Source organism: Psychrobacillus sp. FSL W7-1457, assembly GCF_038593405.1.
Classification (GTDB): domain Bacteria; phylum Bacillota; class Bacilli; order Bacillales_A; family Planococcaceae; genus Psychrobacillus.
Map to the genome: position 1 here is coordinate 912,298 of NZ_CP151993.1, position 16,447 is coordinate 928,744.

The window sequence follows — 16,447 nt, forward strand, 5'->3', positions numbered from 1 at the left end:
TTTTTTATGTAATGAAGAGTACATATATCCAATAAATATGCTTGAACAAGACGAAGGCATATAGGAATAGTGCTCCCGCTATAAGTAACTGTAAAAAGGCATTTGGCTTTAATTTTGTAATTATCAATATGAATAAAATCGGTAAGATAATTTTAATCGAAAAAAAACCAAGGATGCTCGTTTCATACATATAACGCATCAGTGGATTGGCTTCTTCTATATATCCGTTGCTTAAACCAAAATGGGTGATAAAGCTATCACAAATAGCTAACAATAAAAGAAGTATGGCTGTGTAATGCCATCTATTTTGTTCTGTAGCTTTACTTTTAATTTTTGTGTCCATAAGACCAGCTTCCTTTCTTTAGTTAACTGATATCAGTATGAGGACGTTCGAATCTTATTAACCCTTTTTATGGAATAAAATTTAAGAAATACAAATAATGTTAACTATTTTAAAAAATAAAAAATTAAAAATATGACTTATAAAATAATAATTTGTTATTTCTTGTAGAATTAGCAAATAAAATAGAAGGACTATAGAATCATAAACTAATATTTAATAAACTAAATTTTCTTGAAATTAAATAGACTGATAGATAGAATTGAAAATAATATGTATATCTTTGGAAAATATTGCGGCTGAATGAAATGGTTTAGCAGCAAAATATTTTAAAAAGATTTATATAAAAATAGGGGGAATCGGAAGCTTATGAAAAAATTAGTTGTGGCAATCGTATTAGTAATATCACTTCTTTCGAATTCGTTTGTGGGGGCAGCTTATGCATCTCCACTTGAAACGGTTGAAAAGGCTCAGATCCAAATAGAAAATGCGAAAAAGACTTCTATTAAATCTCCTTTTTTAAGTTCAATCATTGATCAAACTGTCGCTAAATTATTTATGGCGATGCTTTATGTAGTGCCGCCCGCTTCAAAGGTGAAGGAAAGTGATGAAAAAGTGATCAAGGTGGTTCGTGCCACTTATGAAAAGCTAACAGCAAAACAGAAGAAGCTAGTAGATATAACTAGATTAGTGGATGCAGAGAATGCTTTAATCGCATTAAAAGCAGCTAAGGAAGATAAGAAAATTGCTGCAAAAGTTGTAGAGCTAATCGATCAAATTAATAAAGAGTCTAGTGCAAAACAGTATAAACAAGCAGTTACCGTTGCACTAACTGAATATAATAAACTAACGGACAAGCAGAAGGCATTGGTTACTAATTCGGCTAAGCTGACGAAAGAAGCAGCTGATTTAAAAGCTGCTGAACAAGAGGCTGCAAAAATTACACCGTCAGCAATTGGAGAACTAGTTGAAGGAGATATTTTAGTTAATAAAATTTCTGCTTTAATTGGCGAGGATTATACGGTGACTTTATTGTCTACACCTGAAGGAATGGTTGTAGATGGGAAAATTGTACAGCCTGAAATTGGGCAAGCGGATAAGTCAGGGACAGTAGTGTTGCTACTTACAAGAACGGACGGCACAAAGGTAGAACATTCTATAGAGCTTACTGTTAAAGCTAAAGTCAATTTGGACAAGGGACTTTCACAAATTAGCTTATTCAAGGACAGTACCTCATCTACAAACAAGATTGACTTTACGACCATTTCGAATTTTGCTTTGAAAAATAAAGAAACGAACAAAGTTTATAACGTAGGAACTACACCGAACAATCAAAAGAATGTGTATCAGATGAAGGATCTTCCGACTGGATCGTATACGATTGAGCTAACTACACCAGACGTGTTCCAAGTCGACAGCATTCAACTTGGGGAATCGTATAAGGAAACGATATATGATCCTGCTAATAATCCGTTAGTCATTACAAAGAACAAAACAACATATGTAAAAATTGTATTAAAATCAGATATTACTTTACAGGAAATTAAACCGTTGGAAAGCTTAACAGTACCTTTCGATATTTCTTATGATGATTTTGTAGTTGCACTTCCAAAGCAAGGTAAAATTGTAGATTCAAGAGGACAGGAGCATACAGTTCCATTGAAATGGGATGTGCGCCCATTCCAGTTTGAAAATTACACGAAGCCAGGAACTAGAACTTTATCTAGTGAATTCTTTGATTTACCTTTAGAGGTATCTAATAGTACGCCAGCACAACGTCTGGAAATGACTATTCAAGTGATATTTCCAGAGCCAGAAAAAAGCAACTCACATATTAGCTTATTCAAAGATAGTACATCCTCTATGAATAAGATGGATTTTACAAACATTAGTAATTTTAGCTTGAAGAATAAAAAGACGAATAAAGTGTATCAAGTAGGCACTACACCGAGTAATCAAAAACATGTGTATCAAATGAAGGATATTCCTGAAGGCTCTTATACCATTCATTTTGATACATTAGATTCAATGAGTGTTAGTCAGATTGAGCTTGGGGAATCCTATAAAGAAACAATTTATAACGCAGATACTAATCCATTGGTGATTACGAAAGGGAAAACTGCATACGTGAAAATTGTTGTATCGTCTGAGGTAACTCTCGAAACAATTAGTCGATTAGAGACTTTAACCGTTCCTGCAGATATTACGTATGATGATTTTCTTGCTCAATTGCCGAAGCAAACAACTATTATTGATTCGGATGGGGAAGTGCATACAGTAGCGATTACATGGGATGTGCGTCCATTCCAGTTCACTAGCTACAAAAAGCCTGGAACCGTTTCGTTAACTAGCCAGTTCTTTAAGCTGCCAATTGAAGTATCCAACAGCACTCCAGCCCAGCGCTTAGAGGTAGGCTTGCAAGTGATTTTCGCTGCACCGAATGCACCTGACGCAGTAGAGGAAGAGGAACAATAATATAATTTGAATGAAAGAATCTCTTTAGGACCACGTGGTCTTAAAGAGATTTTTTTATTATTTGGGTGTAAAGGCGTGATTTTATTAGAATAGGGAAACTTCGTCAATGGAATAAGTGTTTACTTAAAGAAAGGAAGGTTATTATGCTAGTTATTGGGTATTTTAATAAGGTATATTTAATTGGACAAAATACATAGAACAATGGAGGTAGAAGATGGCTAAGATGAATAAAGGGATTATAACGGCGTTATCAGCAATTGGATTGGCTCAAGGATTAAAGGTGTTTACCCATAAAAAAATAACTGGAGAATGGGATTTAAAACAAGCTTTTACAACTGGTGGAATGCCAAGCTCTCATTCAGCAGGTGTTGCAGCTCTAGCTTCATATGTAGCAGCAAACAGAGGCACCCGCCACACGGAAACAGCTTTAGCAGTTGTGTTTGGAGCAATCGTTATGTACGATGCACAAGGTATTAGACGCCATACAGGAGAAATCGCTCAGCTAGTGAACGATTTAGAAGAAAACGTTGTAGCTCTATCTGGTAATTTCCCTAGCTTTGAGGTTGTAAAAAGAGAAGAGGAACTAAAGGAATTACTAGGTCACCAACCAGTAGAAGTACTAGCAGGAGCAACACTGGGCACAGTGTTTGGAATACTTTGCGCCAGACTTGAAGATCGATAACGTGGGACAAGTGTGGATGAAATGTTACTGATGTCTTAAATGTTAGTGGTGTCAGAAATGTTACAGGTGCCTGGCACCTGTAACATTTAAGAGGAAATAAAAAATGGCCAAGGCGATCAGTTAAATCGCTTTGGCCTTTAGTGTTTTAGTTGACTGCGTAATTTTTTGTTTCACCATCATCATATTGGATGTCTAAGTTAAATGCAGTGAAGTCTTCTACTTCAAATGCTTTTGAAACCTCTTCTACTACATCCTCCGTATTCATTTCTTTCGTTAAATTTAAGTCTTTAAAGATAGGATCAAGTGTTTCTGCTGCTCCTTCACCTTCTGTGTTTACAGCCGTGTGCATATTTTTATAAACTGCTGAAGATGAGTCCAACTTATACTCAACAATGACAGCATCTTCGTTGTCTGGAGTATCGATAATCATAGTAAATTCCTGGAAGCCATAGTCTGTTTCAGGATTAGTAACAACTTGTGCAGAATCATCAACTGGGTTTGGCTCAACTACATCAGATTTCATTACATTTTCATCATTCTCATCGTTGTTATCATTGCAAGCTCCTAATAAGAATGTAGTTGAAAGAATGGAGGTAATTATTAACGCTCTTTTTTTATTTATCATCATGTTGCTCCTTCCTTGATGTTCTCGTACTTACTCTTTTAATATCCAAATATAATATACATTAAACAAATATTTTCCTAAAAGTGGGATAAAACTACTTTTAGAAGCTAGGACAGTGTCTATCAATTATTACAGGTGCCTGGCACCTGTAATAATAGTAAGTAATATTGGTTTAATGGGTAGTATATAGGGTATGGAGAATGATGAAAGGGTAGGGTGATTTTTGTGACGAGTTATAAGGAAATTACGAGTGTTGATGAATGGAAAGATGTATTAAAGCTATCTGATGCCCAGAAGATTTTGGTTTTAAAACACAGTACTACTTGCCCAATTAGTGCGAGGGCTTTTCGAGAATTTGAATCATTTGACACGCCATTAGAGAAGTATTTAGTTAAGGTGAGGGAGAGCAGACCGGTTTCAAATGAAATGGAGAGTGATTTGGGCGTTAAGCATGAGTCTCCACAGGTCTTTTTAGTCGGAGACGGGAAAGCTGTTTGGAATGCATCTCATCATCAGATCAATCGAACAGAGTTAGCAATCGCCACGAAATCTTCTTAAAAGGTGTGTAAATAAATGAATGAAATTTTAACTGTGAGTGAGTACCTTGTAAAAAATGCAGGAACAATTGGAGAAGAGCTAACCAAACGTGTTGTTGCGGAAGCACAAAGCATGGATGAAAATATAAATATTGAACCATATATAACTACGAAAAAAAGAAATCAAGAACTTATATCCATTTTAGGAGCAGCGCTTAATAAACCTAAAAATATCGCTGAAGAGGAATTAGCTCATTGGATCAATGAAGTACGAAGTGATGAAATCGCTAATTTTTCAAGCTTTTCTGCCCATATCGCGACTACTGTTAAAAGTAGAACCATTTTTTTAGAATATCTGAATGAAATTTGTTTGTCGTTACATGTAACCTCAGAAAGCATTGTAAGCATCAACAGTCAAATTAGTTACTTGTTTGATGTATGGATGGTTAATAAAATGCATGTCTATGAGGACCATAGGGAGCAAATGATCATAGAGCATCAAAGAGCAATCAACGATTTGAGCGCTCCGATCGTACCAATTCAACATGGAGTAGCAGTTCTTCCTCTTGTTGGGTCTATAGATTATATTAGAGTACAGCATTTGTTGACCTATGTATTGCCTACCATTCCTGACATGGACATTGATTTTTTAATCATTGATTTTTCAGGTATTCTAACAATTGACGAGGAAATTGCTCAGCATATTTTCACCATTCATAATGTATTAGAGCTGCTTGGCATTCATGTGTTGTTCACCGGCATCCGACCTAATCTTTCCATGGTTATTGTCAAAGCAGGAATCGATTTTAGTTCCTTCCAAACCTTTGGTAGTGTAAAGCAAGCGATAGAAAGTATAAATAATAAGTAAGTCGTACTATAACTTTAGCTTCTTTCATAGAGCTGTGGTGGCATAGAGCTACTACAGTTTTTATTTATGCAAAAATAGGATTGTAGAAAAAAGTACAAAGGAATTTCTCAAATAAAATAGCGCATAGCGAGCGAAATGGAATCTTCGCGAGCTTAATGATGATTAGAATAGCTATTTTTTCTTTCATTAGTAAAAGTGCAAGTGAAATTTCATAAATCAGAGGACCTAAAAATAGGAAGTATATAGGATATTTGATTTGCATGTGTCAGGCTGATTATTCCCCTTTTGATAAATTCTTTAGTTTAGAAGAATCGTAGGAGGGGTAGATGGAGGTTGGGAACATTTATAAAACAAAGGAGGACATGGAATGTTTGATGAATTATATTGGAGGAACACCCTTCACTTTTTACCAGAGCTTTTATTAGCATTATTGGTCTTATTAATAGGTTTTTTTGTAGCTAAGCTACTAGAAAATGCTACCTTTAAGCTTTTAAGGAAGTACCGTGTCAATGAAAGACTTGGCAATATTAAGGGTGAGTGGTCAGTAGAGAAAATTCTTAGTAAGGTAGTTTTCTTTATTGTATTAATCTTTGCATTTATCCTGTTCTTTTCTATTTTAAATATGGGTAATTTAGTATCTCCATTTGTCTCTATGTATTCAGGGATTACAGGTGGTGTGCTAAACATTTTGAAAGCTGGTCTCATCTTATTGTTTGCATGGGTTCTAGCTACGCTTGTTAAAAAAGTTATTAAGATGACTGGAAATAGATTTAGTCTAAATAAATACATTATGAAAACCGGAGGAGACCCTTCCAAGGTAGACCAAGTTAAATGGACAGATACTGCTGCAAATGTGGCATATTATTTAATCTTTTTATTGTTCATTCCAGCAGTACTAAACGCACTTGGAATTGATGGATTAAGTGGACCTTTGGAAGGTATGCTTGCTAGCTTCTTTAATTTCATACCTAAGCTAGTGTCAGCTGCAATCGTGTTTGCGATTGGTTGGTTTGTAGCTAAGCTTGTACGTACATTAGTAGAGAAGTTTCTACAGGCTGCAGGAGCAGATAAGCTTGCAGATAAAATGAAGCTTTCTAGTTTTATCGAAGGTACGAGTCTTTCTAAGATTGTAGGAATCGTTGTATTTGTATTAATCATTATTCCGGTTTCCATTACTGCATTGGAAATTTTAGATTTACAAGGCATTTCACAACCAGCAATTGCAATGTTAAATAATATTCTAGCAATGCTGCCTAAGATTTTTGTAGCAATAGTACTAGTACTTGTAGGAATCGTTGTTGCTAAGTGGGTCAAAGATGTGGTTGTTACTTTACTACAAAACCTTGGCATCAACTCGATATTTGGTAAAATGGGCTTCGCTTCCACTGGAGGATCCGCTCCTTCCTTTGCAGCAATAATTGGTACTATCGTTCAAGTGTTTATTATTTTATTGTTTGTAGTGGAAGCTCTACAAGTGTTAGAACTAGAGTTTATGGTTACTCTTGGAACAGCGATATTTGCTTATTTACCACATGTCCTTGCGGCAGTTGTTATATTGGCAGTAGGATTCTGGTTAGCAAGTTTAGTAGAGAAATTAGTAGGAAGCGTTATGAAGCATTCATCAGGTACTCCGCATTTCCTACGTTACGTTGCTAAGTACGCTATCTTAGCCTTTGCATTTTTCATGGCATTAAGTCAGTTAGGTATTGCAGCAGCCATCATTAACTCTGCATTTATCCTAATCTTAGGTGGAGTTGCTTTAGCGTTCGGTCTAGCATTTGGCCTAGGTGGACGTGAGCACGCAGCTCGTTATTTAAGTAAAATGGAAAAAAGTATCGAAGACGCAGACGTTTCAAAGGAAAGATATAAAGCGGAAGCTAAGGGAATGAAAGAATCATTCAAAGAAAATTTCCGTGATCCTTCAGAAGCAGAAAAAAGTTTAAGAAGAGGAAAAGGGCCACATATCGATGAGGTTAAACCAGTCGGAGACTTCGAACCACAAAATGGTGTAGATACTCCAACAGAAAACCCTATGGATGCGGCTCATGAAGAGGATTCACCGAGCACTGGATATAACATCCCGTCAACAAATGATTTACATCCATATGATGATCTTCCTTCAAATGACGACGATAACAGAAATAAATAATACACAGACACCCTAGCATGCAAGTTGCTAGGGTGTTTTTACGTCACTAAGGTAAGAGAATTGATTACAGAAAGATTGCAGTTGCCAGGCACCTGCAATCTTTCTGTAATTTTTAAAAATTTAAACGGCGTTCAATTTTTAGTTTTATTTTGTTTGTTTGGGTTGTATAATTGTTAATAGTAACAATTTTCTGAACTAAGTAAGGAGGGGATGTAGGTGAAGGCTGCGTTTTTGACAGAGGAGCATGAGCTATTTCGGAAGTCTTTAAGGAGAATGCTTGATAAGGAGGCATATCCTTTTTATGAGGAGTGGGAGAAGAAGCGAGAAATTCCTCGTTCGTTTTGGCTGAAGATGGGGGAGAATGGCTTTTTGTGTCCATGGGTTGATGAGGCTTATGGAGGTTTAGGATTAGATTTCTCGTATTCCATGGTTTTAACGGAGGAACTCGAGCGTGTTGGTCAAGGGTTGGCAAGTGGTATGTGTCTTCACTCGGATATTGTAAGCCCTTACATTGCGGAACTTGGGACAGAGGAACAAAAGCAAAGGTGGCTGCCACGTTGCGTTACTGGGGAGTTAATCAATGCTATAGGTATGACGGAACCGGGTGCAGGCTCTGATTTGGCGGGTATTAAAACAACAGCTCGTCGCGATGGTGACTATTATATTTTAAATGGAGAAAAGACGTTTATAACGAATGGGACGATTGCTGACTTTGCAATTATCGTTTGTAAGACGGACCCTTCCGCACAGCCCGCGCATAGAGGTATCAGCTTGCTTGTCGTGGAAAAAGGCATGGAAGGATTCAGGCATGGGAAGAAGCTCGATAAAATCGGTATTCATAGCGGTGATACTGGTGAGCTGATATTTGAGGACGTTCGAGTCCCAGTAGATAATTTACTAGGGGAAGAAGGTAAGGGGTTTTATTATTTAATGCAAAACCTTCAGCAGGAACGGCTGATTGTAGCTATTCAATGTCAGGTAGAAGCGGAGGAAATGCTTCGAATCACACTAGATTACATAAAGAATAGAAAAGCATTTGGTCAGTCTATCAGTAAGTTTCAAAATACCCAGTTTAAAATTGCTGAAATGGCAACGGAAATTGATATCGGGAGAACTTATATTAACTCATTAACCGCTCGCCACATCGCTGGAGAGGATTTAGTGAAGGAAGTGGCGATGGCCAAATGGTGGATTAGTGAAATGGCGAAGCGAGTGGCTGCGGAATGCTTACATTTGCATGGGGGATATGGGTATATGGAAGAGTACGAGATTGCTAGAAGATATCGGGATATTCCCGTAGCAAGCATTTACGCAGGTACCACTGAGATTATGAAGACGATTATTGCTAAAAAGCTAGATTTGTAAATGCGCAAGGAGGTAATCCTTTTGGCAATCTCACCTAATAAAATTACAAAAAAGAAAGAGGAAATTATACTTTCTGCTGTGAAGATCATGAATGAAAAGGGACATCAGCGAGCGACGATGGAAGAAATCGCAGCAGAGCTTCAAATGACGAAGGGGTCACTCTACTATTATTTTAGGAATAAGGAGGATTTGATCTTCCGATGTCATGAGCTTGTACTTGAGCAGGCAATTGACGAGCTTCGCGAGGCTTTTCATTCCAACGTTTCCAATGAAGTAAGACTTCGCCAAATGATTGCTATTCATGTGAAATATGCAGTAAAGGAAAAGGAATCCTTTAACATGATCATTAAGCCGGATGAAACATTTTCAACGGATCACCTTCATCCCATCTTAAAGAAAAGAAATGAGTACGAGGGCTGGTTCGACCGAGTAATTCTTGCTGGTATAGAATGTGGAGATTTCAATATTAATGAACCTAAAATTGTGCGAATGATGCTATTGGGTGCTCTAAATTGGATTCAGCAATGGTATAAGAAGGCTGGAGATAAATCTCTAGCAGAATTGCAACAAATTTATAGTGATTATTTATTGAAGGTAATGAAGTGAGCTTAATCAATTAAAAAGGGGATTGGTTATTATGTTAATTACTGAACAATTGGCAGCACACGTAAAAGAGCGACCAAATCACATTATTACGCAATTCAATGGAAGAGAGATTACTTATTCCGCATTTTATGAAAAAGCAAAGCAACTTGCAGGCTTTTTTCAAGCAAAGGGCTATAAGCGAGAGGATGTTATCGCTCTATATTTAAATAACTCGGATTACTTTTTAATCTGTTATTATGCATGCCAGCTTGGCGGTTTTACAGTTATGCCGGTCAATACAAAGCTTGCTGCACCTGAAATTGAATATATATTCAAGCATTCGGAGGCGAAGGCACTCGTTTATGATGTTCGATTGGAACCTGTATTGCATGAAATACCGGAGACATTTGAAGGGTTTTTACACACCATACAGGTTGGTGGGGATAACACACTAGAGGCTATATTTGCAGATTCAAGCTTAGTAATGAAAGAAGTCGCTATAAATGAACAACAGACAAGTGTCATTTTTTATACGTCAGGTACAACTGGTAAGCCAAAAGGAGTCATGCTTTCTGCTCAAAATGTATATGCGACCGCACAAATTTGGGGAGAAGCAATGGATCTAAATGAAAGCGATCGAATGCAGATTGTTGCACCGCTATTTCATTGCGCAGCGAGTCATGTGTTTAGTATTCCAGTCATTTATGCGGGAGGGACAATTGTCATAGAGGAGGCATTTTCTCCGGAGCAGGCGTTGACTACAATGGAGCAAGAAAAAATTACTATATTTTTTGGAGTACCTGCGATGTACAGTATTTTATTGAACACGTCAAAGATTAAACAAATAGAGCTTCCAAGTTTGAGGCTATTGACTTATGGTGCAGCTCCAATGCCTTATGAACTCGTTCGAAAGGTGAAATCTTTATTCCCAAATGTAAAGGTTCAAAATCTCTATGGGCAAACAGAGAATTCTCCTGCAGCAACAACCTTAAAGGACCATTATGCACTGGATAAGGTCGGGTCTGTAGGAGAGCCACTACCGAAGACAGAAGTTCAAGTGGTTGATGAGTTTGGAGATCCGTTACCACATGGCCAGGTAGGAGAAATTGTCGTGAAGGGTCCTCAGGTGATGAAAGGTTATTTAAAGAACGAGGAGGAAACGAATCGGGCAATCCAAAATGGTTGGTTATATAGCGGAGATTTAGGTAGGTTTGATGAGGATGGCCTCCTTTATATTGTCGATCGAAAGAAGGATATGATTATCCGAGGCGGAGAGAATGTTTATCCCGTGGAGGTGGAAGAAGTTCTCTATCAAGTTCCCGAGCTGCTAGAGGCGGCAGTTGTTGGAGTCCCTCACACAGTGTATGGGGAAGTGCCTAAGGCGTTTGTTGTTTTAAAAGATGGAAATGAGATAACGGAGGAAGAAATATTGGCATTTTGTTCTAAACGCTTGGCGAAATTTAAAATGCCGGTAGAGGTCGACTTTATGGAAAGCCTTCCTAGAAATGCGAGTGGAAAGGTTTTAAAGAATTCTCTTCGAAACAGTTAGGAGGAATAGTGGATGAAATCAGTTTATTTAATAGACGGAGCAAGGACAGCATTTACGAGCTTTGGAGGATCCTTCGCTCAAGTGAAAGCAGATGACTTAGGTGCAGCAACAGCAAGAGAAGCAATGAAACGATCGGAAGTCGGGCCGGATCAAATCGATCATGTCATATATGGAAACGTGATTCATTCTAGTACGAACGCAGCTTTCCTTTCACGTCATATCGGATTGAAGGCAGGTATACCAGTAGAGGTTCCAGCGATGAATGTGAATCGCTTATGTGGATCCGGCTGTCAATCAATTGTATCGGCAGCTCAAATGATCCTGTTAGGCGAAGCGAATATTGTTCTCGCTGGTGGAGCTGAAAATATGTCGATGTCTCCCTATGCAAATTTTAATGCTAGATTTGGTGGTAGTAAGATGGGGTCGATGAAGTATGAGGATATGGTGCTTAGCACGTTAACGGATGAGTATATAGGAAGTGGCATGGGGATGACTGCTGAGAAGCTAGCAGAGCAATATAGCTCACCTCGAGAAGAGCAGGACGAGTTTGCCTTACTTAGCCAAAAACGAGCAGCTCATGCACAGGAATCGGGCAGATTTGCAGAGGAAATAGTAGCTGTAGAGGTTCCTTCTAGGAAGGGAACTATAATGGTGGATCAGGATGAGCATATTAAGGGGGAAGTTACTCAAGAAAAATTGGCATCCCTTAAGCCTTCCTTTATGCAAAATGGAACCGTGACGGCGGGTAATGCTAGTGGTATTAATGATGGAGCGGCTTCGGTTATTATAGCAAGCGGTGAGGCCGTGGAGAAGCATGAGCTTAAGCCTTTAGCTAAGATTATCTCGTGGGGGATAGCGGGCGTAGATCCATCCATTATGGGGATTGGTCCCGTACCCGCAATTAAACAAGCACTTGCTCGTGCAGAAATGACGTTAGAGGAAATAGATTTAATAGAAGTAAATGAAGCCTTTGCCTCTCAGTATTTAGCGGTAGAAAAGGAGTTAGGATTAGATAGAGACAAAACAAATGTCAATGGAGGAGCAATTGCACTAGGTCATCCAGTTGGGGCAAGTGGTACTCGTGTCTTCCTTTCTTTAGCATATGAGCTTAAGAGAAGAGGGTTAAAATATGGAGTCGCAAGTCTTTGCATTGGTGGTGGCCAGGGAATTGCCGTCATTATAGAGAATGTAAATTAATTTAGTATAGGACTTTTACTTTTTTTAAAGTAGAAGTCTTTTTTAGAGCTATTTAATTGGATTATTAGTGGTAGACGTTTTACATATGTTTTATTGATGGATAGTGTTCGTCTATTATTTAAGTAGTTATTTATACTCGGGAGCAATCAATTTTACTTTTAAACCATAATTTACATGTTTCTCTAGATAACTAATGGAATAGGAAGTATAATGTTATTATTAGATAATATTCTGATAATTGAAGCTAGATATGTGTCAAAAAGAATAATGAGGGAATAAGGATTACAAAGAACATCTAAGAGTTTTTAGGAGGTTATCATGATGAAAATTGGTGTATTAGGTGCAGGTACCATGGGAAATGGCATTGCACAAGTAATGGCTTCAGCGGGACATGAGGTCACGCTTTGTGATATTGATAACGAAATACTAAGAACAGCGGCATCTACAATCGATGCTAATTTATGGAGGCTTTATAAAAAGGAAAATAAAGAGTTTAGTGAGATTGGGCGGGTACTAAGCAGAATTACGTTCACTACTGATAAAACCAAACTAGCAGGACTTGATATAGTAATAGAGGCTATATTAGAAAATCGGGATATTAAGAAAAGAGTCTTTGCTGAACTGGATGCAATTTGTGACCCAAAAACCATTTTAGCTTCCAATACCTCTGGTTTAAGTATTACGGAAATAGGATCCGCAACTGGGAGACCTGACCGTGTCATTGGGATGCATTTCTTTAATCCTGTGCCAGTCATGAAATTAGTAGAAATCATAAAAGGCTCTGAAACTAGTGATGAAACATATGATACCGTAAAAAAACTAGTAGAAGACAGCGGTAAAGAAAGCATTACTATATTAGATGCTCCGTTATTCGTCGTAAATCGTATATTAGTTCCAATGATTAATGAAGCGATTTTTGTTCTAGGAGAAGGTATAGCTTCTGCCGAAGATATAGATAAAGGGATGGTGCTAGGAACAAACCAACCAATTGGACCACTAGCTCTAGCTGATCTTATCGGGTTAGACACACTTTTATCAGTAGCAGAGACATTATTTGAAGAAACGGGAGACACCAAATATCGAGTTGCACCTCTATTAAGAAAATACGTGAGAGCCGGCAAGCTAGGCAGAAAAACAGGCAGAGGCTTCTATACGTATTAAAATACAAAACCACATCCAGCATGGATTGTGGTTTTTTTATGTGCCAAGTATGTTACAGGTGCCTGGCACCTGTAACATACTTGGCACCTGTGACATACGAGACACCTGTAACATATTAAGCTCATCGAACTTAGCATTGAACAAATAAAAATGGTATTTATAATGTGATTTTTAATGTTTTCTGTAATGTTTTTGTAATGGAATGGAGAGTTGGAAGAAAATTTTGATGGAAGTTATTATGAGTTCAAGTATCTTCGAACTAAGATATTTGACAGATGCAATGTTACAAAAGATGGGTCAAAATAATTGGTTTATGTTAAGAGTGATAAATTATTGATATTTTAGTTTGAATAATAAATTATCTAGAGTAAAAATATATTATTAAATTTAAAATATTAAATTAACGGGACAAAAGTCTATGAGCGTTTAGTTCTAAGGTTATTTATTGATTTTTTTGGATGCTTTGACTACTTAGTTTGAGAATGTTATTTATTATATTAGGCAATGGACTTAAACTCCTTTTAATCTCCAAAAAAAAATATAAGGTAAGAGGTTTAGAGATTACAAAATAGGGGGATATGGCTATAGTAAATGGTTTTTTTAGTAAATTAAATAGTTAGAAGTATATTAAAAGTAAAAAATATCCATTAACAAATATTTTCTGTAAAATATTTGTAATCTATTTGGTAAAAGAAGTAAAGTGTATTGGAAGTATCTGTGAAGGAACGGCAAGTTCATCTTGTAGTTAGCTCTCACAGTTATTTTATAAATTCATCAAAATACTAAACAAAAGGGAGATGTATGAAATGTCAGGAATTATTCGCGTAACACCAGCTGAGTTGGATGCAATGGCATCACGTTACAGTCATGAGTCAAGTGAGGTTGCTTCTCAAATCGGTCGTTTGGACGGTATGATCGGTGAATTGCAATCTATGTGGGAAGGTGCTTCTAGTGCAGCCTTTGCTGAACAATATGAAAGACTTAAGCCACATTTCAATGATATGCGTGAGCTATTAAGTGAAGTTAGCGTACAGTTAAGCCGCACTGGTCAAGCTCTACAAGATGCAGATCAACAAATTGCAAGCCAAATCAGAGGGTAACTTGGAGTATTGTTCAGGATGTAATATATAGAGCGTCATTCCATATTGGAAGGCGCTTTTCCTTCATTTTCAACTATTTTAAGCAAGCTTACACTCTTTAGGAGAGGTGTTACATTTTGTATATAGAAATTACAGTTGACCTTTCAAAGTATAACGGGAAAGTTATTGACCTCCGACTATCTGATTACTACACGATGAAAAAGATGATTGATATTGCGTGGCAGGCCGCTTCCATTTCCAACCCAAAGCGTGAGGGTCATTGGATACGCGTGGTAAACAAGGATAAATTATTCCCTGGGCATTTAACAATGTCTGAATGCGGCATTACGACCGGCGACCGAATTGAAATCATTTGAAGGAGAAATGGACATGGCCCCTAAACAGAAAGATATGAGCAAAACAAAAACCAAACTTAAAGATAGACCATATACATATTTGAAAAATCGTACGGGTGCGGAAATTAATGAGGAAGCCAATAAAACCACCTTTGTATTTCAAAAGGAAAGAGTTGCTTTTAAGCGTACCGAGGAAATAATCTTCCTAAAAGAAGTTAACCCAAAGATCTCTAAGGAGATTGTTATTACTGACGACGAATTAATCGTTCAAGCCGAGATTCCAAAAGACCATATGCGTTTTAGAGACATTCATCGAGAAGAAGAAAAATCTAGGTGGATGCTAGGTTATCAGCTAGTAGAAAAGGTTTACTCTCACCCTTATCCCCGACTAAACCTAATAGTATGCCCGGAAAATATAATCTTTAGCAAGGCTTTGGATCCAATGTTTCTTTACTATGGTGTATTAGGAAGTTTACCTCCGTATGAAACAGATGAAGATAGGCTCTGGCTTGAAACAAAAGCAGTGGTAGCAGCAGCCATAGACAATTCATTCACCTTTGAAGAGTACTTAAAGTACTCCGAAATATTAGAGCTCAAGGAAGTTGGAGCTACCATCATGGGTATGAAGGATAGCCAAGCTCTATTGGACTATATTACAGAAAAAATGGAACAGCTTGAAATCGTAGAAATGGGCAATATCAAGCTACCAAGAAAGAAATGGAAGTGGACTAAATACTTAGCAATCGGACTTGGCATTCTAATTCTTCCTGCAATCATTTTTACTATCATTTATTTTGTACATGAAAAGCCAAAGAACGAAGCTTATACACTTAGCCATGAATACTTTCTAGGACAAAATTATAGTCAGGTAGTGACCTTATTAGAACCTTATTCGGTAAAAGGGATGCCCTACATTGTTCTGTATGAGTTAGCGTACGCATCGGTTACTAATGAAAGATTAGACGAAGAACAAAAGAAAAATGTGTTATCTAATATAACCCTTCAAACAGATGCAGAGTACTTGAAATATTGGATTCACCTAGGTCGAGGTGAGGCAGAAGATGCAGTGGATATAGCAAGAGCAATGGAGGACGGAGAGCTAATTACCTTTGGGTTACTAAAAAGACGCGAGGAAGTTAAAGCAGACAAAGACCTTACTGGTGAAGAAATGCAAATTCTTCTGAATGAAATTGACCAAGAGGTAGAGGAATTTGAAAAGCTAATGCTAGAAGCTGAGGAAGCTGAAAAAGAGGCAGAGGAAGAAGCACAGAAAATAGAAAAAGAAAAAGAAGCAAAAAATGAAACAGCAGAACCGGAGGCTGCACCAGTATCAGAAACCGCACCAGCAGAAACACCAGCACCTGCGACTCCGGAAACACCAGCTGCAACCGAAGCACCACCAGCTGCACCAGAAACACCAGCAGCTGAAGAAAACGCAGCTAATTGATGTTAGAAACTACTCACTTATTATTTGGCTATT

15 protein-coding genes are annotated in these 16,447 nt (G+C 37.6%); 13 read left to right on the forward strand and 2 right to left on the reverse strand.

Going from position 1 to position 16,447, the window contains the following annotated elements; genetic code table 11:
• Positions 1–4 precede the first annotated feature (4 nt).
• Positions 5–343, reverse strand: coding sequence for a DUF5658 family protein (locus NSQ95_RS04275; RefSeq protein WP_342560376.1), 339 nt, complete (start codon positions 341–343; stop codon positions 5–7).
• Positions 344–709: 366 nt separating this feature from the next.
• On the opposite strand from NSQ95_RS04275, the gene NSQ95_RS04280 reads away from it, so the two are divergent.
• Positions 710–2,815 carry a hypothetical protein gene (locus NSQ95_RS04280; RefSeq protein WP_342560377.1) on the forward strand — a complete coding sequence of 702 codons (2,106 nt, stop codon included), beginning with the start codon at positions 710–712 and terminating at the stop codon, positions 2,813–2,815.
• A gap of 214 nt (positions 2,816–3,029) precedes the next feature.
• On the forward strand, positions 3,030–3,497 hold the full coding sequence (locus NSQ95_RS04285) for a divergent PAP2 family protein (RefSeq protein ID WP_340884958.1): 468 nt from the start codon (positions 3,030–3,032) through the stop codon (positions 3,495–3,497).
• 145 nt (positions 3,498–3,642) lie between these two features.
• Here the strand turns inward: NSQ95_RS04285 and NSQ95_RS04290 are convergent, their stop codons facing one another.
• Positions 3,643–4,125, reverse strand: coding sequence for a YusW family protein (locus NSQ95_RS04290; RefSeq protein WP_340884956.1), 483 nt, complete (start codon positions 4,123–4,125; stop codon positions 3,643–3,645).
• A gap of 222 nt (positions 4,126–4,347) precedes the next feature.
• On the opposite strand from NSQ95_RS04290, the gene ytxJ reads away from it, so the two are divergent.
• The 11 genes from ytxJ (at position 4,348) to essB (ending at position 16,414) form a co-directional block, all read left to right on the forward strand.
• Positions 4,348–4,680, forward strand: coding sequence for a bacillithiol system redox-active protein YtxJ (ytxJ, locus tag NSQ95_RS04295; protein WP_342560378.1), 333 nt, complete (start codon positions 4,348–4,350; stop codon positions 4,678–4,680).
• 15 nt (positions 4,681–4,695) lie between these two features.
• Positions 4,696–5,526: an STAS domain-containing protein gene (locus NSQ95_RS04300; protein ID WP_342560379.1), complete on the forward strand. Its 831-nt coding sequence runs from the start codon at positions 4,696–4,698 to the stop codon at positions 5,524–5,526.
• A gap of 367 nt (positions 5,527–5,893) precedes the next feature.
• A complete protein-coding gene (locus NSQ95_RS04305; RefSeq protein WP_342560380.1) occupies positions 5,894–7,675 on the forward strand; it encodes a mechanosensitive ion channel in 1,782 nt (593 codons plus the stop codon).
• A gap of 216 nt (positions 7,676–7,891) precedes the next feature.
• Entirely contained in the window at positions 7,892–9,040 is a 1,149-nt protein-coding gene (locus NSQ95_RS04310) for an acyl-CoA dehydrogenase family protein (protein ID WP_342560381.1), read from the forward strand.
• Positions 9,041–9,061: 21 nt separating this feature from the next.
• Positions 9,062–9,646 carry a TetR/AcrR family transcriptional regulator gene (locus NSQ95_RS04315; protein ID WP_240949610.1) on the forward strand — a complete coding sequence of 195 codons (585 nt, stop codon included), beginning with the start codon at positions 9,062–9,064 and terminating at the stop codon, positions 9,644–9,646.
• A gap of 31 nt (positions 9,647–9,677) precedes the next feature.
• Positions 9,678–11,174 carry a long-chain fatty acid--CoA ligase gene (locus NSQ95_RS04320; protein ID WP_342560382.1) on the forward strand — a complete coding sequence of 499 codons (1,497 nt, stop codon included), beginning with the start codon at positions 9,678–9,680 and terminating at the stop codon, positions 11,172–11,174.
• A 12-nt stretch (positions 11,175–11,186) separates the two neighbouring features.
• Positions 11,187–12,371 carry an acetyl-CoA C-acetyltransferase gene (locus NSQ95_RS04325; RefSeq protein WP_342560383.1) on the forward strand — a complete coding sequence of 395 codons (1,185 nt, stop codon included), beginning with the start codon at positions 11,187–11,189 and terminating at the stop codon, positions 12,369–12,371.
• 318 nt (positions 12,372–12,689) lie between these two features.
• Positions 12,690–13,532, forward strand: a complete 843-nt coding sequence (locus NSQ95_RS04330; RefSeq protein ID WP_251552694.1) for a 3-hydroxybutyryl-CoA dehydrogenase — start codon at positions 12,690–12,692, stop codon at positions 13,530–13,532.
• Between the two features lie 806 nt (positions 13,533–14,338).
• Complete coding sequence (locus tag NSQ95_RS04335; RefSeq protein ID WP_169358737.1) at positions 14,339–14,632, forward strand: WXG100 family type VII secretion target; 294 nt, start codon at positions 14,339–14,341, stop codon at positions 14,630–14,632.
• Between the two features lie 116 nt (positions 14,633–14,748).
• Positions 14,749–14,988, forward strand: a complete 240-nt coding sequence (locus NSQ95_RS04340) for an EsaB/YukD family protein (protein WP_169358738.1) — start codon at positions 14,749–14,751, stop codon at positions 14,986–14,988.
• A 13-nt stretch (positions 14,989–15,001) separates the two neighbouring features.
• Positions 15,002–16,414, forward strand: a complete 1,413-nt coding sequence (essB, locus tag NSQ95_RS04345) for a type VII secretion protein EssB (RefSeq protein ID WP_342560384.1) — start codon at positions 15,002–15,004, stop codon at positions 16,412–16,414.
• Positions 16,415–16,447: the final 33 nt, after the last annotated feature.

What these genes read in the sequence shown, in the direction of transcription:
- NSQ95_RS04275 (WP_342560376.1), bottom strand. Translation starts at nt 343, where the DNA reads ATGGACACAAAAATTAAAAGTAAAGCTACAGAACAAAATAGATGGCAT.
- NSQ95_RS04280 (WP_342560377.1), top strand. Translation starts at nt 710, where the DNA reads ATGAAAAAATTAGTTGTGGCAATCGTATTAGTAATATCACTTCTTTCG.
- NSQ95_RS04285 (WP_340884958.1), top strand. Translation starts at nt 3,030, where the DNA reads ATGGCTAAGATGAATAAAGGGATTATAACGGCGTTATCAGCAATTGGA.
- NSQ95_RS04290 (WP_340884956.1), bottom strand. Translation starts at nt 4,125, where the DNA reads ATGATGATAAATAAAAAAAGAGCGTTAATAATTACCTCCATTCTTTCA.
- NSQ95_RS04300 (WP_342560379.1), top strand. Translation starts at nt 4,696, where the DNA reads ATGAATGAAATTTTAACTGTGAGTGAGTACCTTGTAAAAAATGCAGGA.
- NSQ95_RS04305 (WP_342560380.1), top strand. Translation starts at nt 5,894, where the DNA reads ATGTTTGATGAATTATATTGGAGGAACACCCTTCACTTTTTACCAGAG.
- NSQ95_RS04320 (WP_342560382.1), top strand. Translation starts at nt 9,678, where the DNA reads ATGTTAATTACTGAACAATTGGCAGCACACGTAAAAGAGCGACCAAAT.
- NSQ95_RS04325 (WP_342560383.1), top strand. Translation starts at nt 11,187, where the DNA reads ATGAAATCAGTTTATTTAATAGACGGAGCAAGGACAGCATTTACGAGC.
- NSQ95_RS04330 (WP_251552694.1), top strand. Translation starts at nt 12,690, where the DNA reads ATGATGAAAATTGGTGTATTAGGTGCAGGTACCATGGGAAATGGCATT.
- NSQ95_RS04335 (WP_169358737.1), top strand. Translation starts at nt 14,339, where the DNA reads ATGTCAGGAATTATTCGCGTAACACCAGCTGAGTTGGATGCAATGGCA.
- essB (WP_342560384.1), top strand. Translation starts at nt 15,002, where the DNA reads ATGGCCCCTAAACAGAAAGATATGAGCAAAACAAAAACCAAACTTAAA.